The following is a 16,168-nucleotide window of genomic DNA, read 5'->3' as shown; positions in this document are numbered from 1 at the left end:
GAAAATATCTCCTCAGCGCACGATCAGGACAATGACCCAGATCAGCGCGGTCAGACAGATCGACGCCACGAACGAGGCTTTTGCCAGCTTGGTGGTGAAGTGCTTCTCGAAGCCGTGTCCGAGATCCCACATCAGGTGACGCAGACCGCCGAGCATGTGGTGGACCAGCGCCCACGTATAGCCGATCAGGATGATCTTGCCGATGATGGTGCTCATCGCCCAGCTCACCCAGTCGTAATAGGCGGGGCCGGAAGCCAGCGCGATCAGCCACCAGGCGACCAGAAGCGTTCCGAAATAAAGCGCACTACCAGTCACGCGGTGGATGATGGATGCCACCATCGTCGGAATCGGCTTGTAAATTTGAAGATGCGGCGACAAAGGCCGGTTATTTGTCACATTCGCCATCATAACCTCGCGGCGTTTTCCCGTGCGCCCGTCGAACCGGACGCCCCCAAGCAACAGCACATGACGAAAGAATGTGCATTGCACCAACCGCGACGTTTAATCACATGGGAGCGTCACCACAAGCACATTTCATGACCGATTCCAATTTAATCGATTGGTTCGCGAATTTTTTTTGGAATTTTTTTGCGTCAAAATAAAAAATCGAGCGTTTCCAAGATTTACAGTCCTCAAATATTTACCTTTACGTAATTCAGAAAAGGTGTAATTTACCATTGGTTAACCATAAAATCCGGAGAATGAGGCTCATGTTACAGCGTCGAATCGCCGCTCTGGCCATGATGGTCGCAGGCGTCATTTTCACCGCAATGCCTCCGGCAGCGGCAGAGGATTTTCATGGCCGCCACCATTATCAGCACCGTCAATCGCAGGTCAGTTTCTCCACCGACGGACTGCCATCCACTCTCTCCGGCGGCACCTATGTGGGCGCGATATCGGCCTTGCGGGTACGCGGCAACGGCAATTATTTCGCGATCGGCGGCGGTCTTTCGCGAAAGGGCGCGGCCGTCTCGATGGCCGCGCAGCTGGCGCCAAAGGCGAAAATCATCAACGTCCGCGCCGAAACCGCAAGCGATGCCTGCGCCTATGAACACGGCGTCTGCATCATCCGGCCCTGAACCAAATATAATCAGACGAAACGCCAGACGGTGGTCTTTTTGACGTCGCTGTCTTCGAGAGCCCGCGTCACCGGCACCTGATAGGTTGCCTCGGCGCAAAGGCGCTCTCTGGGCAGATAGGCGCGGCCCGGGTCGCCAACGAGCACGCTCACGCCTTTCTCCGCCAGTTCAAGAAACCATGGCACGAGAAGATCGGCAAATGCGCGATCGTAAAACACGTCGCCCGCCAGCAGAACATCCGCCTCAACTAACGTCCCAACCAGATTGAGCCCGGTAAAATCAATATCCACGTCATTCAGAGCCGCATTCAGCCGAATGGCCGTTTCCGTCCACGGATCGATATCGGCAGCGACAACCGCAGCAGCGCCCGCCTTTGCGGCTGCGATGGCGACCAGCCCGGAGCCGCTGGCGAAATCCAGCACCCGCTTGCCGGAGACACTTTCAGGATGATCGAGAACATAGCGGGCAAGCCCCTGCCCGCCAGCCCAAGCAAAGGCCCAAAAGGGCGGCGGCAGGCCGATCTCTTCCAGCTCCTCCTCCGTCTTCAGCCACAGCTCATGGGCTTCGGTTGCCAGATGGAGGCGCAATTCCGGCACATGCGGTGGATGCATGATGCCAGTATTGTCGAGAATGAAGCGTTCGGGATCGGTCCTCACCGAAACGTCAGTCCGGCGATTTCGGCGGATTGGCAAGGCCGCCCATGCGGCAGACCTCAAGATATTCCTCTTCCGTCACCGGCTGCACGGAAAGCCGCATGGAGGTGACGAGCGACATCTTTTCCAGTTTCGGGTTGGCCTTCACGTCCTTCAGCGAAACGGGCTGCGGTACGTCGCAAACGGCGCGGATATCCACGCAGTCCCATTTCAGATCGCCTTCCGCAGTCGAATCCGGATGTGAAAGTGCACAGACTTCGACGATGCCGACGACATCCAGCCCTTCATTCGAGTGGTAGAAGAAACCCTTGTCGCCGATTTTCATGGCGCGCATGTTGTTTCGGGCCTGATAATTGCGCACGCCGGTCCATTCTTCGCCGGCCTCGCCCTTGGCCTTCTGCATTTCCCAGGACCATTTGAATGGCTCGGACTTATAAAGCCAGTAATTCGCCATATCCGGTCACGCTCCCGGATTGTTGAAGACCCAGTTATAGGGCTTCACATCCACGCTTTCGAACAGCCCGGCCTTGGCATAGGGATCGGCATCGGCCAAAGCCTTCGCGGCTTCGATATCGGCGGCTTCCACGACAACCAGACTGCCGTTCGGCTTGCCTTCGGCATCCAAAAACGGCCCGGCGATCTTCAGCGTGCCCTCATCGTTCAATTTGTTCAGATGCTCCAGATGGGCCGGACGCGTTTCCATGCGCACGTTCAGGTGGCCGGGCTTGTCCTTGCAGATAAAGGCAAACAGCATTTTCGTCTCCTCATAGGCCGCACCCTTATTCGGTGGTGATGGGCCGTGTCATCAATTGTTGCATGGCGCTCGCCACGTCCAGATTGCCGTCGATAATGGCCGCCACCGCCTCGGTGACCGGCATGTCTACAGCATAATGTTCGCCGAGCCGGGCAGCGACGGTTGCCGCAAAAGCGCCTTCCACCAGTCCGCCGGACATGTCCTTGCCCTCGCCCCGGCCAAGCGCAATGCCGAAACGCAGGTTTCGCGACTGGTGGCTGGTGGCCGTCAACACAAGATCGCCAAGGCCGGAAAGACCGCGCACCGTATCCGCCTTGCCGCCCATGGCGACCACCAGACGCGACATTTCGGCAAGGCCGCGCGAAATCAGCGCCGCCCGGGCGGAATCGCCGAGACCCGCGCCCTCGACGATGCCGGCGGCAATGGCGAGCACATTCTTCAGCGCGCCCCCAAGCTGCACGCCAACACGGTCAGTCGAGGCATAAAGCCTGAAGGTTCTGCCGGAAATCGTGGTCGCCAGCCGTTCGGCGATTGTTGCATCTTCCGCCGCAATCGCCATTGCCGTCGGCAGCCCACGCGCAATATCTGCCGCAAATCCCGGACCGGACAGAACAGCGATGGGATGATGCGGCAGCTCCGCTTCCAGAAGCTCCGTCAGCAGACGCCCGGAAACCCGGTCTATGCCCTTGGCGCAGGTAACGATGATAGAATCATTAGCCAGATAAGGACCATAGTGACGAGCCGCATCCGCATGGGCCTGAGAGGGCATGGCGAACAGCACGATGCCGGCACCGGCCAGCACATCCGGCTCGGCGGAAAATTCAAGCGCATCCGGCAGGTCGACACCCGGCAGGACAGCCTCGTGAATACGATCTACTTTCAGATCGGCCATCAGGGACGCACCGCGGCCGAGTAGGGTTACATCATGCCGGTTTTCCAGCGCGATGACGACGGCAAGCGCGGTTCCGAAGGCGCCAGCGCCGATGACGACGATTTTCTCCCGCTGCATCAGGCCTTGGCTCCTCTTTTGCCGAAACCGATCAATGTCTCCGCACTGCCGTCAAGCGGCCAACGCGAGCGCGGCGCTGTCTCAAGCGCATCGGGTTCCTTGCCCTCCGCCATTCGTTCCAGCCCCGCCCAGGCGATCATCGCGGCATTGTCGGTGCAAAGCCGGTGCGGCGGCGCGACAAAACGGAAGCCGTGGGTATCGCAAAGCACTTGCAGGGTCTGGCGGATTTCCTGATTGGCGGCGACGCCGCCGGCCACGACCAAAGCCCGCTCCGTCTCGATATGTGGAAACTCTTCCTTAAAGCGGGCAAGGCCACGGCCGATACGGTCTTTCAGGGTGCGCGACACCGCCTTCTGGAAGGAAGCGCATATATCGGCAATGTCCTGCTCCGAAAGCGGCGCGATGGCAGTCGCCGCCTGCCGCACTGCCGTTTTCAGGCCGGAGAAGGAAAAATCGAGCCTGGTCTCGCCGACCATCGGGCGCGGCAGCGCAAATCGGTCCGGATTGCCCGTCGCTGCCGCCTTTTCAACCGCAGGCCCGCCGGGATAGGGCAGCCCCAGAAGTTTCGCGGTCTTGTCGAAGGCTTCCCCCAGCGCGTCATCAATGGTGGTGCCCCAGCGCTCGTATTCACCCACGCCGCGCACCAGCACCAGCTGTGTGTGGCCGCCGGAAACCAGCAGCATCAGATAGGGGAAAGAAAGACCGTCGGTCAGCCGCGCCGTCAGCGCATGGCCTTCCAGATGATTGATGGCATAAAGCGGCTTGTCTGCGGCCATGGCAATCGCCTTGCCCGTCATCAGGCCAACCAGCAGGCCGCCGATAAGGCCGGGGCCGGACGTGGCCGCGATGGCGTCGACATCGGCAAGGGTGACACCCGCCTGCTCCAGCGCTTCCTCCACCAGCGCGTCCAGCGCCTCGACATGGGCGCGGGCAGCGATTTCGGGCACCACGCCGCCATAGGCGCTGTGTTCCTCAAGCTGCGACAAAACGACGTCGGACACGATCTCGCCACGGCCGTCCACATGCCGAACCACAATGGATGCAGCGGTTTCGTCGCAGCTTGTCTCTATGCCGAGGATACGAAGAAAGGGGGTCATCAATTCTGTTCGTTGATTGCGATCATGCGCTGAGTTGGTCTAAGACAACTCCGGTAACAATGGATAGACGCGGATGCAAACAAAACCTTTCCGAATCGGCACGCGTGGCAGCCCTCTGGCGCTCGCGCAGGCTTACGAGACCCGCAACCGGCTGATGTCGGCGCATGGTCTTCCGGAAGATATGTTCGAAATCGTCGTGCTTTCCACCAAGGGCGACCGGATAACCGACCGCGCTTTGTCGGAGATCGGCGGCAAGGGCCTGTTCACGGAGGAACTGGAAAACCAGCTTCTTTCCGGCGAGCTCGATATTGCCGTGCATTCCTCCAAGGACATGCCGACCGTTCTGCCTGAGGGCCTGCATCTTTCCGCCTTCCTGCCGCGCGAGGATGCGCGCGACGCCTTCATCGGCCGCACAGCACCGAAGCTTCTGGAACTGCCGCAGGGCGCCGTTGTCGGCTCCGCATCTCTGCGCCGTCAAGCGCTGATCCGCCGCCTGCGTCCAGATCTGAGCGTCATCGTTTTCCGTGGTCTGGTCGATACCCGCCTGCGCAAGCTTGCAGAAGGTCACGCGGATGCGACGCTTCTCGCCTTTGCCGGCCTGAAGAGGCTCGGCAAGGAGAATGTGCCAACGGAAATTCTCGACCCGAAGGAGTTTCCCCCTGCCCCGGCGCAGGGCGCAATCTGCGTGGAAAGCCGCGTTAGTGACGCCCGCATGGACGAGTTGCTGGTCCCCATAAACGACAGACCCACCTATGATGCAGTTACCTGCGAGCGCGCCTTTCTGGCGGTGCTTGATGGCTCCTGTCGTACCCCGATTGCCGGATACGCCATCTGCGACGGTGAAGAACTGCATTTTTCCGGCCTGATCCTCACGCCCGATGGCCAGACGAGCCACGGCGTCGAAATATCCGGCCCCCGCAAGAATGCCGAAATCCTGGGCCGCAAGGCCGGCGAAGAGGTGCGCGCCAAGGCGGGCAGCAACTTCTTCGATGGCTGGAGCTGAGCCGATGCGGATCGTCGTCACCCGACCGCTTCGTTCGGGCGAAAAGACGGCCGAAAAACTGAAAGCCCTCGGCCACGAGCCGGTGCTTCTTCCGCTGTTTCATCCCGTCCATTACGGCGAGCGCGCCTCGTCGGCGCTCTTAGACCCACGATCAGCCATCGCCGTGACAAGCGCCGAGGCACTCTGCGTCTTGGAACCGCTGCGCGACCGACTTGCGCCTCACCTTTCGAAACCCCTCTTCGCTGTTGGCGAGGCGACGGCGGAAGCGGCGGGAAAAATCGGCTTTAAAAACATCTTCACCGCCTCCGGTGATGCCGAGGCTCTGGCCGGTTTGGTTGCAGAGCATCGCTCTTTCCTGACAAACGAAGAACCCCTGCTCTATCTCGCCGGTACACCGCGAGGTGCCGTGTTTGAGGACGGTCTTGCCGTTGCCGGAATTCCCTTCCGGACAGTCGATTGTTACGAAATGCAGCCGTCGGATCTTTCGGACGATATGCTCGAAACGGCGCTTCTGGAGACATCCGCCGATGTGGTGCTGCTCTATTCCTCAGAAGCGGCACGGGCATTTTTCCGTCTCGCATCGGCGGAAAAATATGCGGCAGCGCTGACTTCAACGCATTTCGTCTGCATCAGCCGCAACGTGCTTTCGCTCGTTCCGGGAATCTTCCGCGCGCAAGCCACGGCCGCCGAAAGCGCAAACGAGGCAGCGTTGTTTGAACTTCTCCACAGCGGGTCTGGAACCTAATTCAGGCTCGCCTCTTTCCTTTGCCGCCGTCACTGACTAGGTTTAGACTATTGCAGGCAGAAATGAGGTTGTCATGGTATCGGGAAAGCCGCCACGCCACTCCAAATCCAAAGCCGAACCGGTCACCATCGACCTGGACGCAAAAGACGTGAAAGCAATTTCCGCCGACTTGGATACTGCCAAGACTGACGAAAAGTCCGGTGACAAGTCGCCGGCCGCAGCCCCAGAACCGAGCGTTCCGGAACACAAGCCAGCGGCAGCCGAAACGGCCAACCCCGCCCCGATCTGGGACCAGCCGCGCAAAACCCCAATCGAGCCCGAACCGAACGTCCACAAGGCGGAACCCGCAGCCGGCAAGCCGCAGGTGGAAAAGCAGACCGAAGCCGTTTCGCCGACGCCCATTCCGCCAAAAACCGATGCGAAACCGTCGACAGGCACCACTGAGACGAGCGCCGCTTCCGCCACTGCCGCAGGCGCAAAGCCTTTTGCGTCCACATCTTCGTCTTCTTTCGCTTCCGGAAGCACTGCCGCCGGTGCGAAACCCTCGACCGGCTCCTCGTCATCGGGGCCGGCCAAGCCCTCCACACCGCAGCAAGCCGAGCGCAAACAGGCGGCAACCTCCGGCCTGATCGCGGCGGGTATCGTCGGTGGTCTCGTGGCGCTCGCCGCCGCCGGCAGCATGCAATATGCCGGCATCCTGCCCTCGTTCAATGCAGGCAGGGCTGGAAGCGATGAGATCGCCGCACTGAAAACAGATCTCGGTAGCCTGCGCCAGCAACTCGCCAATGTTCCGGCCAGCACCGGCGACACTTCGGCGCTGGAACAACGCATCGCCACCCTCGAGGGCACAAAGGGTGAGGCCCCGCAGGTGGATGCGCTTTCGGAAAAAATAGCAACGCTGGAATCCACCCTTCAGTCGGAACGGTCCGCGCAGGCCTCGGCAACAGCCGAACTGACGCGTCGCCTTACTGACGCGGAAACCAAGATCAACGAACCGCGCGACGATATCGAAGTCGCTCGCGCTATCGCCTCCGCTGGGCTCAAGGCCGCGATCGATCGTGGCGGGCCGTTCCTGACCGAACTGGATACGCTCTCGAAAGTCATCCCCGACGATCCGGCCATCGCATCGTTGCAATCCTTTGCCGCAACCGGCGTGCCGTCACGTTCGGAGCTGATGCAGAAATTCCCTGATGTCGCCAACGCGATGCTATCAGCCATCAATCAGCCCGACCCCAATCAGGGCATCGTTGAGCGCCTGACGGAAAGCGCCTTTTCGCTGGTGAAGGTCCGCCCGGTCGGAAACATCGAAGGCGAGACCCCCGACGCCATGATCGCGCGCATGGAAAACAAGCTGCGCAACGGCGATCTGCAAGGTGCGGCGCTCGAATGGAACGGGCTTCCCGAGGCCGCCAGGACAGCATCCGCCGATTATAAAAAATCTCTGGATGCGCGCATCGAGGTCGAAAACCTGGTCGGAGGCACGTTGAACCGTGCCATCACCAGCACGGGCAGGCAGGGGTAAGGGCATGACCAGAATTCTGACTTTCGCCGTTATCGTTCTGGCGCTCGGTTTCGGTTTTTCCTGGCTGGCGGACAGGCCGGGCGTGCTTTCCGTCGTCTGGCAGGGCCAGTTGATCGAAATGAGCCTGATGGTCGCCGCCTCCATCATTGCGGCGCTGGTTGCCGCCGTCATGCTGGTCTGGTGGATCGTCAACGCCATATGGACATCGCCGAACGCCGCCCGGCGTTATTTTCGCGCCCGCAAGCGCGACCGTGGTTATCAGGCGCTCTCCACCGGCCTCATCGCTGCTGGCGCCGGAAACGCCATTCTCGCCCGCAAGATGACGGCCCGCACGCAAGGGCTGCTCAGTGCCGATCAGGAGCCGCTGATCCACCTGCTCGACGCGCAGGCGGACCTCATCGAAGGCAAATATGACGAGGCGCGGCGCAAATTCGAGGCGATGGCCCGCGATCCCGAGACCCGCGAACTCGGCCTTCGCGGCCTCTATATCGAGGCACGGCGCCAGGGAGCCTATGAGGCGGCCCAGCAATATGCCGAGGATGCTGCGGAAAAAGCCCCTTATCTGCCCTGGGCAGCACAGGCGACGCTGGAAAACCGCTGCCGCAACGGACAGTGGGATGACGCTATCCGTCTTCTCGACCAGCAGAAGGCGGCCAGCGTCATCGAACGTGGCGAAGGGGAACGGCTGAAAGCGGTGCTCCTGACCGCAAAGGCCGGCGAGAAGCTGGAAAGCGATCCGGTTGGTGCGCGCGAGGATGCCAAGCATGCCCTCAAGCTCGCGAAGGGCCTTGTGCCCGCAGCACTCATCGCGGCAAAGTCCTATCTGCGCGAAGACAATCTGCGCAAGGCCGCAGCCGTCCTCGAGCCGGTCTGGAAGAGCGATCCGCATCCGCAGATCGCCGAGCTTTACGTGCGAGCGCGCAGCGGCGATACGGCCATAGACCGGCTGAAACGCGCCGAACGGCTGGAAAGCCTGAAACCCAACAACATCGAATCCCTGTTTGCCGTAGCGCAGGCAGCGCTCGACGCCAAGGAATTCGCCAAGGCGCGGGCCAAGGCGGAGGCAGCCGCCCGGATCGAGCCGCGCGAAAGCATCTTCCTGCTGATGGCCGATATCGAGGAAGCCGAAACCGGCGATCAGGGACGGGTGCGTTACTGGATGGCGCAGGCATTGCGCGCACCGCGAGATCCGGCCTGGGTGGCCGATAGCATCGTTTCGGAAAAATGGCTGCCCGTTTCGCCCGTCACCGGCCGCCTCGACGCTTTCGAGTGGAAGGCGCCTTTCGGCCAGCTGGAAGGTCCCGTCGAGGACCTGACGATCGAAAACGCAATTGCCGCCGCCCCCGCAAGGGCAGAACCGGCTCCGGCGGCGATCATTGTCGAAGCAGCAGCCGAGCCCGTTGTGGTGAAGAAGCCCGCACCGACCGCGCCAATCGAGGTCAAGCCCGTCGCATCCGCTCCTAAGGAAAGAAAACCGATACCGATCGAGACGCCGGAGGAAGCGGACGCAGCGGATGTTAAGGCGGAACCGGTTCCCTTTTTCGGCGGCGCGCCGGATGATCCCGGCGTCAAGAAGCCCGGCGTTGAAGCTGAACCGAAAACCCGCTTAAAACTCTTCTGACGAACAGGCTATCGATGTTCAACCAAATACAGTCGTTTATTCAGAACCTCGTCGGCCAGCACTCGGATGAATTCAGCCCGGATGATCTGAGGGTGGCGGTCGCCGCCCTCTGCTTTCAGGTGATGGAGGCGGACGGCACGGTCTCGAAAAGCGAGCGTGACCGTCTTCGCGAAATCCTCCACGACTATTACCATCTCGACGCCGGCAAGCTGGATGCGCTTCTTGCTGCCGGCCAGGAGGCGGGCAAGGAAGCCGTCGACTATTACCGCTTCACCACCGATATCCGCCGCCATCTCGATGAAGATCAGCGCGTGGAGCTTATTGGCATACTCTGGGATATTGTTTACGCTGACGGCGAACGAAGCGAAATGGAAGACCATGTGATTTGGCGTGTCGCCGATCTGCTCGGTGTTTCCGTACGCGACAGGGTTCTGCAACGTCAGCAGGCCGCCACGAGGTCCGGACCCGCTGAAGAAAGCGAAAACGAAGACGATGCTGTTTGACCCTTCCAGGCAACAGAGCAAACAACCCTCACTGCTCGTCGTCCTGCATCAGGAACGCTCCACGCCCGGCCGCGTCGGCCAGATACTGGTGGAAAAAGGCTATCGTCTGGATATAAGGCGCCCCGCGCTCGGCGACGATCTGCCGCAAACGTTGGAAAAACATGCGGGCGCCATCATCTTCGGCGGCCCGATGAGCGCCAATGACCCGCATGATTATGTCAAAGCCGAAATTGACTGGCTGAAGGTGCCGCTGAAGGAAAACAAGCCCTTTCTCGGCATCTGTCTCGGCGCGCAAATGCTGTCCAAGCATTTAGGTGGCAAGGTCGAGGCCGATAGGGAAGGCAAGGTGGAGATCGGCTGGTATCCGCTTCATGCCACCGAGCACGGGCGGCTTTTGATGCCGCATTGGCCCAAGATGGTCTATCATTTCCACCGCGAAGGCTTCGAGCTACCACGAGGAGCCGAGCTTTTGGCATCGGGCGAAACCTACCCCAATCAGGCTTACCGATACGGAAAAAACGCCTGGGGCCTGCAATTTCATGCCGAATTGACCCGCGCCATGATGCACAGCTGGGTGGTGCGCGGCGCACAGCGTTTCGGCATGCCCAATGCGCAGGTCGGCAGCCAGCATCTGGAGGGGCGCATGTTGTTCGACACGCCTCTCCGCTCATGGCTCGGCAATTTTCTCGATGTCGTTTTTGAAGGCAAAGCGCAGCGCTGATACCCGTCGGCGTCAGTTCGGCGCGTCGAGATTGTCGATCCTGCGCAGCTTCGAAAAGCCGAGCGCCCAGATGACCGCGACCGCAAGCGTGCCTGCCCCGCCGATAACGACGGCCGGCACGGCTCCGACGACATGGGCCATGGTGCCGGCGCGGAACTCGCCCAGCTCGTTGGAGGCACCGACAAACACGCTGTTCACCGCATTCACGCGCCCGCGCACCTCATCCGGCGTCCAGAGCGCAATCAGCGTTTCCCGCACATAAACGGACACCATGTCCGATGCGCCCATGACCACCAATGCGGCAATCGACACCCAGGCGGTTTCGGAAAGCCCGAAAACCACGGTGGAAATGCCGAAAAACCCGACGCCGACGAACATCAGCAGGCCAGCATGGTGACGGATGGGTTTGAACGCCAGAATGACCGCAACGGTGATGGCGCCGATACCGGGTGCCGCACGCAGAAGCCCGAGGCCCCATGGCCCGAGCGTCAGCACCTCCTTGGCGAAAATCGGCATCAAAGCGACGGCGCCGCCCAGCAGGACGGCAAAAAGATCGAGCGAAATGGCGCCAAGAACCACTTTTTCCCGTGAGATGAATTTGAACCCGGCAAGCATGCTTTCGAGACTGACCGCTTTCGCCGGGCCGCGCTGTTCCGGTTTGCGGATCGTCACCGCCAGCATCGCCGAAACGATGAAAAGCACGAACGCTACGCTATAGGCCACAGAAGCGCCAAGACCGTAAAGCAGGCCGCCAGCGACGGGACCGAGAATCGACGCCAGTTGCCAGGAAGAGGAATTCCAGGCAATCGCATTCGGCAAATCCTCGACGGGCACGAGATTGGGCGCAAGCGACTGAACCGCCGGCCCCATGAACGCCCGCTCTATGCCGAACACGACGAGAATGGCAAAGACCGGCCAGGGAGAAAAGCTGTCCGCCACCGTCAAGCCAAGCAGGGCTGCGGCGCAACCGGCGGCAATCAGAAGACATACGGACATGATGCGCCGGCGATTATGCCTGTCCGCCACCGTGCCCGTGACGAGGATCAAAAGCAGCGACGGCAGAAACTGGAAAAGGCCGATCAAGCCGAGATAAAAAGCGTTGCCGGTGACCTCATACATCTGCCAGCCGACGGAAACGCTGACGATCTGGATGCCGAAGGCCGAAAAAAACCTGGCGCTGAAAAACCGGCGATAGGAACTATGTCGGAATGCACCGAAACGGTTTTCGGCAGAAGGCAGGGACATCGGCTGGGTGCTCTCGAGACAATATGAGAACTTTGCAATAGAGGGATATGATGGCGACCGCCAGCCCTCCTTCAGCGGGATGGCGAAAACTGTGAGCGGTTTCGTCTTAAATACCGCCGCAACCCACCCGTCGGATCGTGGCGATCCGACGTCGATCAGTCTAAAGATCATTACGATCTGGCGCGACACTTGCCGGTTCACCAGCGAATGTCTAAATGTCTTGCAATCAAGATACGGAGATATTGATGCTTGCCCTGTTTCAGACCGTCGATCTGGCTTTGAACCTCTATACGTGGGTGCTGATCGCCAGCGCCATTTTTTCCTGGCTTTACGCCTTCAACGTCATCAACTCCCGCAACCAGTTCGTGAACGCCATCGGCAGCTTTCTGGTAAATATCACGGAGCCCCTGCTGCGCCCCATCCGCCGCATTCTGCCCAATCTCGGCGGCATCGACATTTCGCCGATCGTCCTGCTGCTCATCATCTTCTTCATCCGCTCATTCATGTGGAATACGCTCTATCCCATGTTCGCTTGAGCGGCGTCTGGCAAAAACACGGCGATCACATCCGCCTGTCCGTTCGCCTCACGCCGAATGGCGGGCGTGATGCGATCGACGTTGTGGAGCAGGATGCGGACGGAAACGCACATCTGAAAGCCCGCGTCAGCGCGGTGCCTGAAGACGGCAAGGCGAACAAGGCCCTGATTGTTTTGCTGGCGAAAAAACTAAGGCTTTCCAAATCTTCCATCACCTTCATTTCAGGCGAAACAGCGCGTAAAAAAATCCTCCGTATCGACACCGACCCGGAGGATTTCGAAAAGCTTTTGAAAAAGCTGGAAGTCTGAAGCATCGGACCGAAAAGAGCCCGATGCTCGAACAATTCAGGCAGATCAGCCCTGCGTCTTGTAGCGCTCGATAGCTTCGACGATCAGCTTCTTGGCAACGTCGACATTCTGCCAGCCACCCATCTTCACCCACTTGCCGGGTTCCAGATCCTTGTAGTGCTCGAAGAAGTGCTCAATCTGCTTCAGTGTGATTTCCGGCAGGTCCGTGTAGTTGTGAACCTTGTCGTAACGACGCGTCAGCTTCGGAACCGGCACGGCGAGGATTTTCTCATCCTTGCCGCCGTCGTCTTCCATGATCATCACGCCGATGGGGCGGACGTTGATCACGCAGCCGGGAACCAGCGGGCGGGTGTTGCAGATGAGAACGTCGATCGGGTCGCCATCATCGGAAAGCGTGTGCGGCACGAAGCCGTAGTTACCCGGATAGGTCATCGGGGTGTAGAGGAAGCGATCGACGATCAGCGCACCGGCGTCCTTGTCCATCTCGTACTTGATCGGCTGGCCGCCAACCGGCACCTCGACAATAACATTCACGTCTTCCGGCGGATTTTTGCCTATGGAAATTGCATCGATACGCATTCGCTTCCCTCATTCGACGGGTTGGATTTGGTTTTCGATACTGGGAAAGTCGCCGCATTGCAACACGGCTTTGGGCGGATAAGGCAGAATGCCGGATTTGAGGGTATCGAGATTGCGAATGACCGACCGGAAAAAATGAAACCGGCACGAAATCACCCGGTTCTGGAACGAACCCCTGGTCAGTTCCAGACGAAACCGACCTTGCGCAGCGACCTGCCGCCGAAATCTTCCATGCCCTCGGCAATATCCCGGCCGCCATGCGAACGGAAAAACCGATTGGCGACGTCGCTGTCTTCGAGGCACCAGACGACGACGCCGTTGCAGCCGAGCGAGGTTAGCAATCGGCGGGCCTCCGTGAACAGCAGGGAGCCAAGCCCGATGCCCTGATATTCCGGCCGGAGATAAAGTTCGTAAATCTCGCCGTCATGCGGCAGCCCACGCGCCCGGCTTAAGCCCAGCGTCGCGTATCCAGCAACCACTCCGGCCACTTCCACGACCAGCATGGTTGCGGAACCCCGGGTCGCCTTCTTCCACCAGATTTCGCCGCGGCGCTCCAGCATCTGCGTCAATGGACGGTGCGGAATGAGCCCGGCATAGGCCTGTTGCCACGACAGACGGTGCGCTTCGGATATAGCGCGCGCATCTTGCGGTTCGGCTCGGCGAACATCTATGGATAACGTTTTCATAACGCGATTCTGGCCCCGGCCGTGGAAACTTGCCAGCCATAAAGGTTAACGTCGGCAAGCTTACCCACAGCCTATTCATGTGGACGACCGGAAAAAATTAACGCATCCTTAACCTTTGACACAAGAGTCTTTCGACTCATGCACAAATAAAAACATGCGCATAAAAAACCCGGCTCGAGGCCGGGTTTTTCCAAATTCATGATGGGAAGCAGCAATCAGACTGCGAGCTTCGACTTTTCGAAACGCTTGCGATCGTTGGCGTCGAGGAACATCTTGCGCAGGCGGATCGACTTCGGCGTCACTTCCATCAACTCGTCTTCCTGGATCCAGGAAAGAGCGCGATCGAGCGTCATGCGGATCGGCGGCGTCAGCTTTACCGCTTCATCCTTGCCGGCGGCACGGATGTTGGTCAGCTGCTTGCCCTTCAGCACGTTCACTTCGAGATCGTTGTCGCGCGTGTGAATACCGATGATCATGCCGGCGTAAACCTTTTCACCCGGCTCGATAATCATCGGGCCGCGATCTTCCAGGTTGAACATGGCGTAGGCGACGGCTTCGCCCGAACCGTTCGACAGCAGAACGCCGTTGACGCGACCTGCGATCTGGCCCTTGAAAGGCTGATAGTCGTGGAACAGACGGTTCATGATCGCCGTGCCGCGCGTGTCGGTCAAAAGCTCCGACTGGTAGCCGATCAGGCCGCGGGTCGGTGCGTAGAACTTCAGACGAACGCGATTGCCGCCGGAAGGACGAAGCTCGGCCATTTCAGCCTTGCGCTCGGACATCTTCTGAACGACGACGCCGGAATGCTCTTCATCGACGTCGATCACGACTTCTTCGATCGGCTCCATAAGAGTGCCGTTCTCGTCCTTATGCATCACGACGCGCGGACGCGAAACGGCAAGCTCGAAGCCTTCGCGACGCATCGTTTCGATCAGAACGGCGAGCTGCAATTCGCCACGGCCGGAAACGAAGAACGAATCCTTGCCTTCAGCCTCTTCGATCTTCAGCGCGACGTTGCCTTCGGCTTCCTTGAACAGGCGGTCGCGGATGACGCGGCTCGTGACCTTGTCGCCTTCGGTGCCAGCCAGCGGGCTGTCGTTGACGATGAACGACATGGTGACGGTCGGCGGATCGATCGGCTGTGCGGTCATCGCCTCGGTGACGGAGGGATCACAGAAGGTATCGGCAACAGTGCCCTTCGAAAGGCCGGCGATGGCGACGATGTCGCCCGCATGGGCTTCCTCGATTGCCGTGCGTTCGATACCGCGGAATGCGAGGATCTTGGAAATACGACCGTTTTCGATCAGCTTGCCGTCCTGGCCGAGTACCTTTACGGCCTGGTTCGGCTTGATCGAACCGGAAGCGATGCGGCCGGTGATGATGCGGCCGAGGAAGGGATTGGCTTCGAGGATCGTGCCGATCAGACGGAACGGACCTTCTTCGACCTTGGGCTCCGGAACATGTTCGAGAACCAGATCGAGCAGCGGTGCAAGACCCTGATCCTTCGGGCCTTCCGGGTTGACGTTCATCCAGCCGTCACGGCCGGAACCGTAGAGGATCGGGAAGTCGAGCTGCTCGTCGGTGGCGTCGAGGTTTGCGAAGAGGTCGAAGACTTCGTTGATGACTTCTTCATGGCGGCCATCCGGACGGTCGATCTTGTTGATCGCGACGATCGGGCGAAGACCGACCTTCAGCGCCTTGCTGACCACGAACTTGGTCTGCGGCATCGGGCCTTCGGAACTATCGACCAGAACGATCGCGCCATCCACCATCGACAGGATACGCTCGACTTCACCGCCGAAGTCGGCGTGGCCGGGGGTGTCGACGATGTTGATGCGAACACCCTTCCACTCCACCGAGGTCGCCTTGGCGAGAATGGTGATGCCACGTTCCTTTTCGAGATCGTTGCTGTCCATCACGCGCTCTGCAACGCGCTGGTTGTCGCGGAACGAACCGGACTGCTTCAGAAGCTCGTCAACGAGCGTCGTTTTTCCATGGTCAACGTGCGCGATGATCGCGATGTTGCGAATTGCCATTGTTCAAAATCTCTGAGGTTGGGCGCCACTGTCGGGGAATGCGCCAATTTAGTTTGGCGCGCTCATAACCT

19 protein-coding genes are annotated in these 16,168 nt (G+C 59.8%); 9 read left to right on the top strand and 10 right to left on the bottom strand.

Going from position 1 to position 16,168, the window contains the following annotated elements; genetic code table 11:
- Positions 1-12 precede the first annotated feature (12 nt).
- A complete protein-coding gene (gene sdhC / locus RS75_RS09485) occupies positions 13-405 on the bottom strand; it encodes a succinate dehydrogenase, cytochrome b556 subunit (RefSeq protein ID WP_045019863.1) in 393 nt (130 codons plus the stop codon).
- Between the two features lie 305 nt (positions 406-710).
- Between sdhC and RS75_RS09480 the strand changes: the two genes are divergently transcribed.
- A complete protein-coding gene (locus RS75_RS09480) occupies positions 711-1,079 on the top strand; it encodes a hypothetical protein (protein ID WP_045019615.1) in 369 nt (122 codons plus the stop codon).
- 11 nt (positions 1,080-1,090) lie between these two features.
- Here RS75_RS09480 and RS75_RS09475 read toward each other — a convergent pair whose 3' ends face one another.
- Genes RS75_RS09475 through tsaD form a run of 5 tightly spaced genes read right to left on the bottom strand, consistent with a single transcriptional unit; the run spans position 1,091 to position 4,592 of the window.
- Entirely contained in the window at positions 1,091-1,735 is a 645-nt protein-coding gene (locus RS75_RS09475) for a class I SAM-dependent methyltransferase (protein WP_045019613.1), read from the bottom strand.
- 7 nt (positions 1,736-1,742) lie between these two features.
- Entirely contained in the window at positions 1,743-2,186 is a 444-nt protein-coding gene (locus RS75_RS09470; RefSeq protein ID WP_045019611.1) for an EVE domain-containing protein, read from the bottom strand.
- Positions 2,187-2,192: 6 nt separating this feature from the next.
- The gene (locus tag RS75_RS09465) at positions 2,193-2,486 is read right to left on the bottom strand and encodes a YciI-like protein (protein WP_045019610.1); all 294 of its coding nucleotides are present in this window, start codon (positions 2,484-2,486) and stop codon (positions 2,193-2,195) included.
- A 25-nt stretch (positions 2,487-2,511) separates the two neighbouring features.
- Complete coding sequence (locus tag RS75_RS09460; protein ID WP_045019608.1) at positions 2,512-3,495, bottom strand: NAD(P)H-dependent glycerol-3-phosphate dehydrogenase; 984 nt, start codon at positions 3,493-3,495, stop codon at positions 2,512-2,514.
- On the bottom strand, positions 3,495-4,592 hold the full coding sequence (tsaD, locus tag RS75_RS09455) for a tRNA (adenosine(37)-N6)-threonylcarbamoyltransferase complex transferase subunit TsaD (RefSeq protein WP_045019606.1): 1,098 nt from the start codon (positions 4,590-4,592) through the stop codon (positions 3,495-3,497). The genes RS75_RS09460 and tsaD overlap by 1 nt, the downstream gene beginning before the upstream one ends.
- Positions 4,593-4,665: 73 nt before the next feature.
- On the opposite strand from tsaD, the gene hemC reads away from it, so the two are divergent.
- The 6 genes from hemC to RS75_RS09425 all read left to right on the top strand — a co-directional run bounded on the left by hemC (position 4,666) and on the right by RS75_RS09425 (position 10,707).
- On the top strand, positions 4,666-5,595 hold the full coding sequence (hemC, locus tag RS75_RS09450; RefSeq protein WP_045019604.1) for a hydroxymethylbilane synthase: 930 nt from the start codon (positions 4,666-4,668) through the stop codon (positions 5,593-5,595).
- 4 nt (positions 5,596-5,599) lie between these two features.
- A complete protein-coding gene (locus tag RS75_RS09445) occupies positions 5,600-6,340 on the top strand; it encodes a uroporphyrinogen-III synthase (protein ID WP_045019861.1) in 741 nt (246 codons plus the stop codon).
- A 73-nt stretch (positions 6,341-6,413) separates the two neighbouring features.
- The gene (locus RS75_RS09440) at positions 6,414-7,862 is read left to right on the top strand and encodes a COG4223 family protein (protein ID WP_045019602.1); all 1,449 of its coding nucleotides are present in this window, start codon (positions 6,414-6,416) and stop codon (positions 7,860-7,862) included.
- 4 nt (positions 7,863-7,866) lie between these two features.
- Positions 7,867-9,483 carry a heme biosynthesis protein HemY gene (locus RS75_RS09435; RefSeq protein ID WP_045019600.1) on the top strand — a complete coding sequence of 539 codons (1,617 nt, stop codon included), beginning with the start codon at positions 7,867-7,869 and terminating at the stop codon, positions 9,481-9,483.
- Positions 9,484-9,497: 14 nt separating this feature from the next.
- Positions 9,498-9,986, top strand: a complete 489-nt coding sequence (locus RS75_RS09430) for a tellurite resistance TerB family protein (RefSeq protein ID WP_045019598.1) — start codon at positions 9,498-9,500, stop codon at positions 9,984-9,986.
- Positions 9,976-10,707: a glutamine amidotransferase gene (locus RS75_RS09425; protein WP_045019595.1), complete on the top strand. Its 732-nt coding sequence runs from the start codon at positions 9,976-9,978 to the stop codon at positions 10,705-10,707. The genes RS75_RS09430 and RS75_RS09425 overlap by 11 nt, the downstream gene beginning before the upstream one ends.
- Before the next feature lie 12 nt (positions 10,708-10,719).
- On the opposite strand, the gene RS75_RS09420 is transcribed toward RS75_RS09425, so the two are convergent.
- Complete coding sequence (locus RS75_RS09420; RefSeq protein ID WP_045019594.1) at positions 10,720-11,952, bottom strand: MFS transporter; 1,233 nt, start codon at positions 11,950-11,952, stop codon at positions 10,720-10,722.
- A 245-nt stretch (positions 11,953-12,197) separates the two neighbouring features.
- Here RS75_RS09420 and RS75_RS26770 point away from each other — a divergent pair, with 245 nt between their 5' ends.
- Together RS75_RS26770 and RS75_RS26765 are read left to right on the top strand one after the other, a co-directional pair.
- A complete protein-coding gene (locus RS75_RS26770) occupies positions 12,198-12,488 on the top strand; it encodes a YggT family protein (protein ID WP_045019592.1) in 291 nt (96 codons plus the stop codon).
- Positions 12,485-12,796: a DUF167 domain-containing protein gene (locus RS75_RS26765; protein ID WP_045019590.1), complete on the top strand. Its 312-nt coding sequence runs from the start codon at positions 12,485-12,487 to the stop codon at positions 12,794-12,796. Before RS75_RS26770 ends, RS75_RS26765 begins: the two co-directional genes overlap by 4 nt.
- A gap of 45 nt (positions 12,797-12,841) precedes the next feature.
- On the opposite strand, the gene ppa is transcribed toward RS75_RS26765, so the two are convergent.
- The 3 genes from ppa to typA all read right to left on the bottom strand — a co-directional run bounded on the left by ppa (position 12,842) and on the right by typA (position 16,097).
- The gene (gene ppa, locus RS75_RS09405) at positions 12,842-13,375 is read right to left on the bottom strand and encodes an inorganic diphosphatase (RefSeq protein ID WP_045019588.1); all 534 of its coding nucleotides are present in this window, start codon (positions 13,373-13,375) and stop codon (positions 12,842-12,844) included.
- A 179-nt stretch (positions 13,376-13,554) separates the two neighbouring features.
- Complete coding sequence (locus tag RS75_RS09400) at positions 13,555-14,061, bottom strand: GNAT family N-acetyltransferase (protein ID WP_045019585.1); 507 nt, start codon at positions 14,059-14,061, stop codon at positions 13,555-13,557.
- A 215-nt stretch (positions 14,062-14,276) separates the two neighbouring features.
- Positions 14,277-16,097, bottom strand: a complete 1,821-nt coding sequence (typA, locus tag RS75_RS09395; RefSeq protein WP_045019583.1) for a translational GTPase TypA — start codon at positions 16,095-16,097, stop codon at positions 14,277-14,279.
- Positions 16,098-16,168: the final 71 nt, after the last annotated feature.

It is taken from the genome of Rhizobium nepotum 39/7 (assembly GCF_000949865.1).
Taxonomy (GTDB): Bacteria; Pseudomonadota; Alphaproteobacteria; order Rhizobiales; family Rhizobiaceae; genus Agrobacterium; species Agrobacterium nepotum.
The sequence above is the reverse complement of the archived record's forward strand: the minus strand, read 5'-3'. Positions and strand labels throughout refer to the sequence as shown.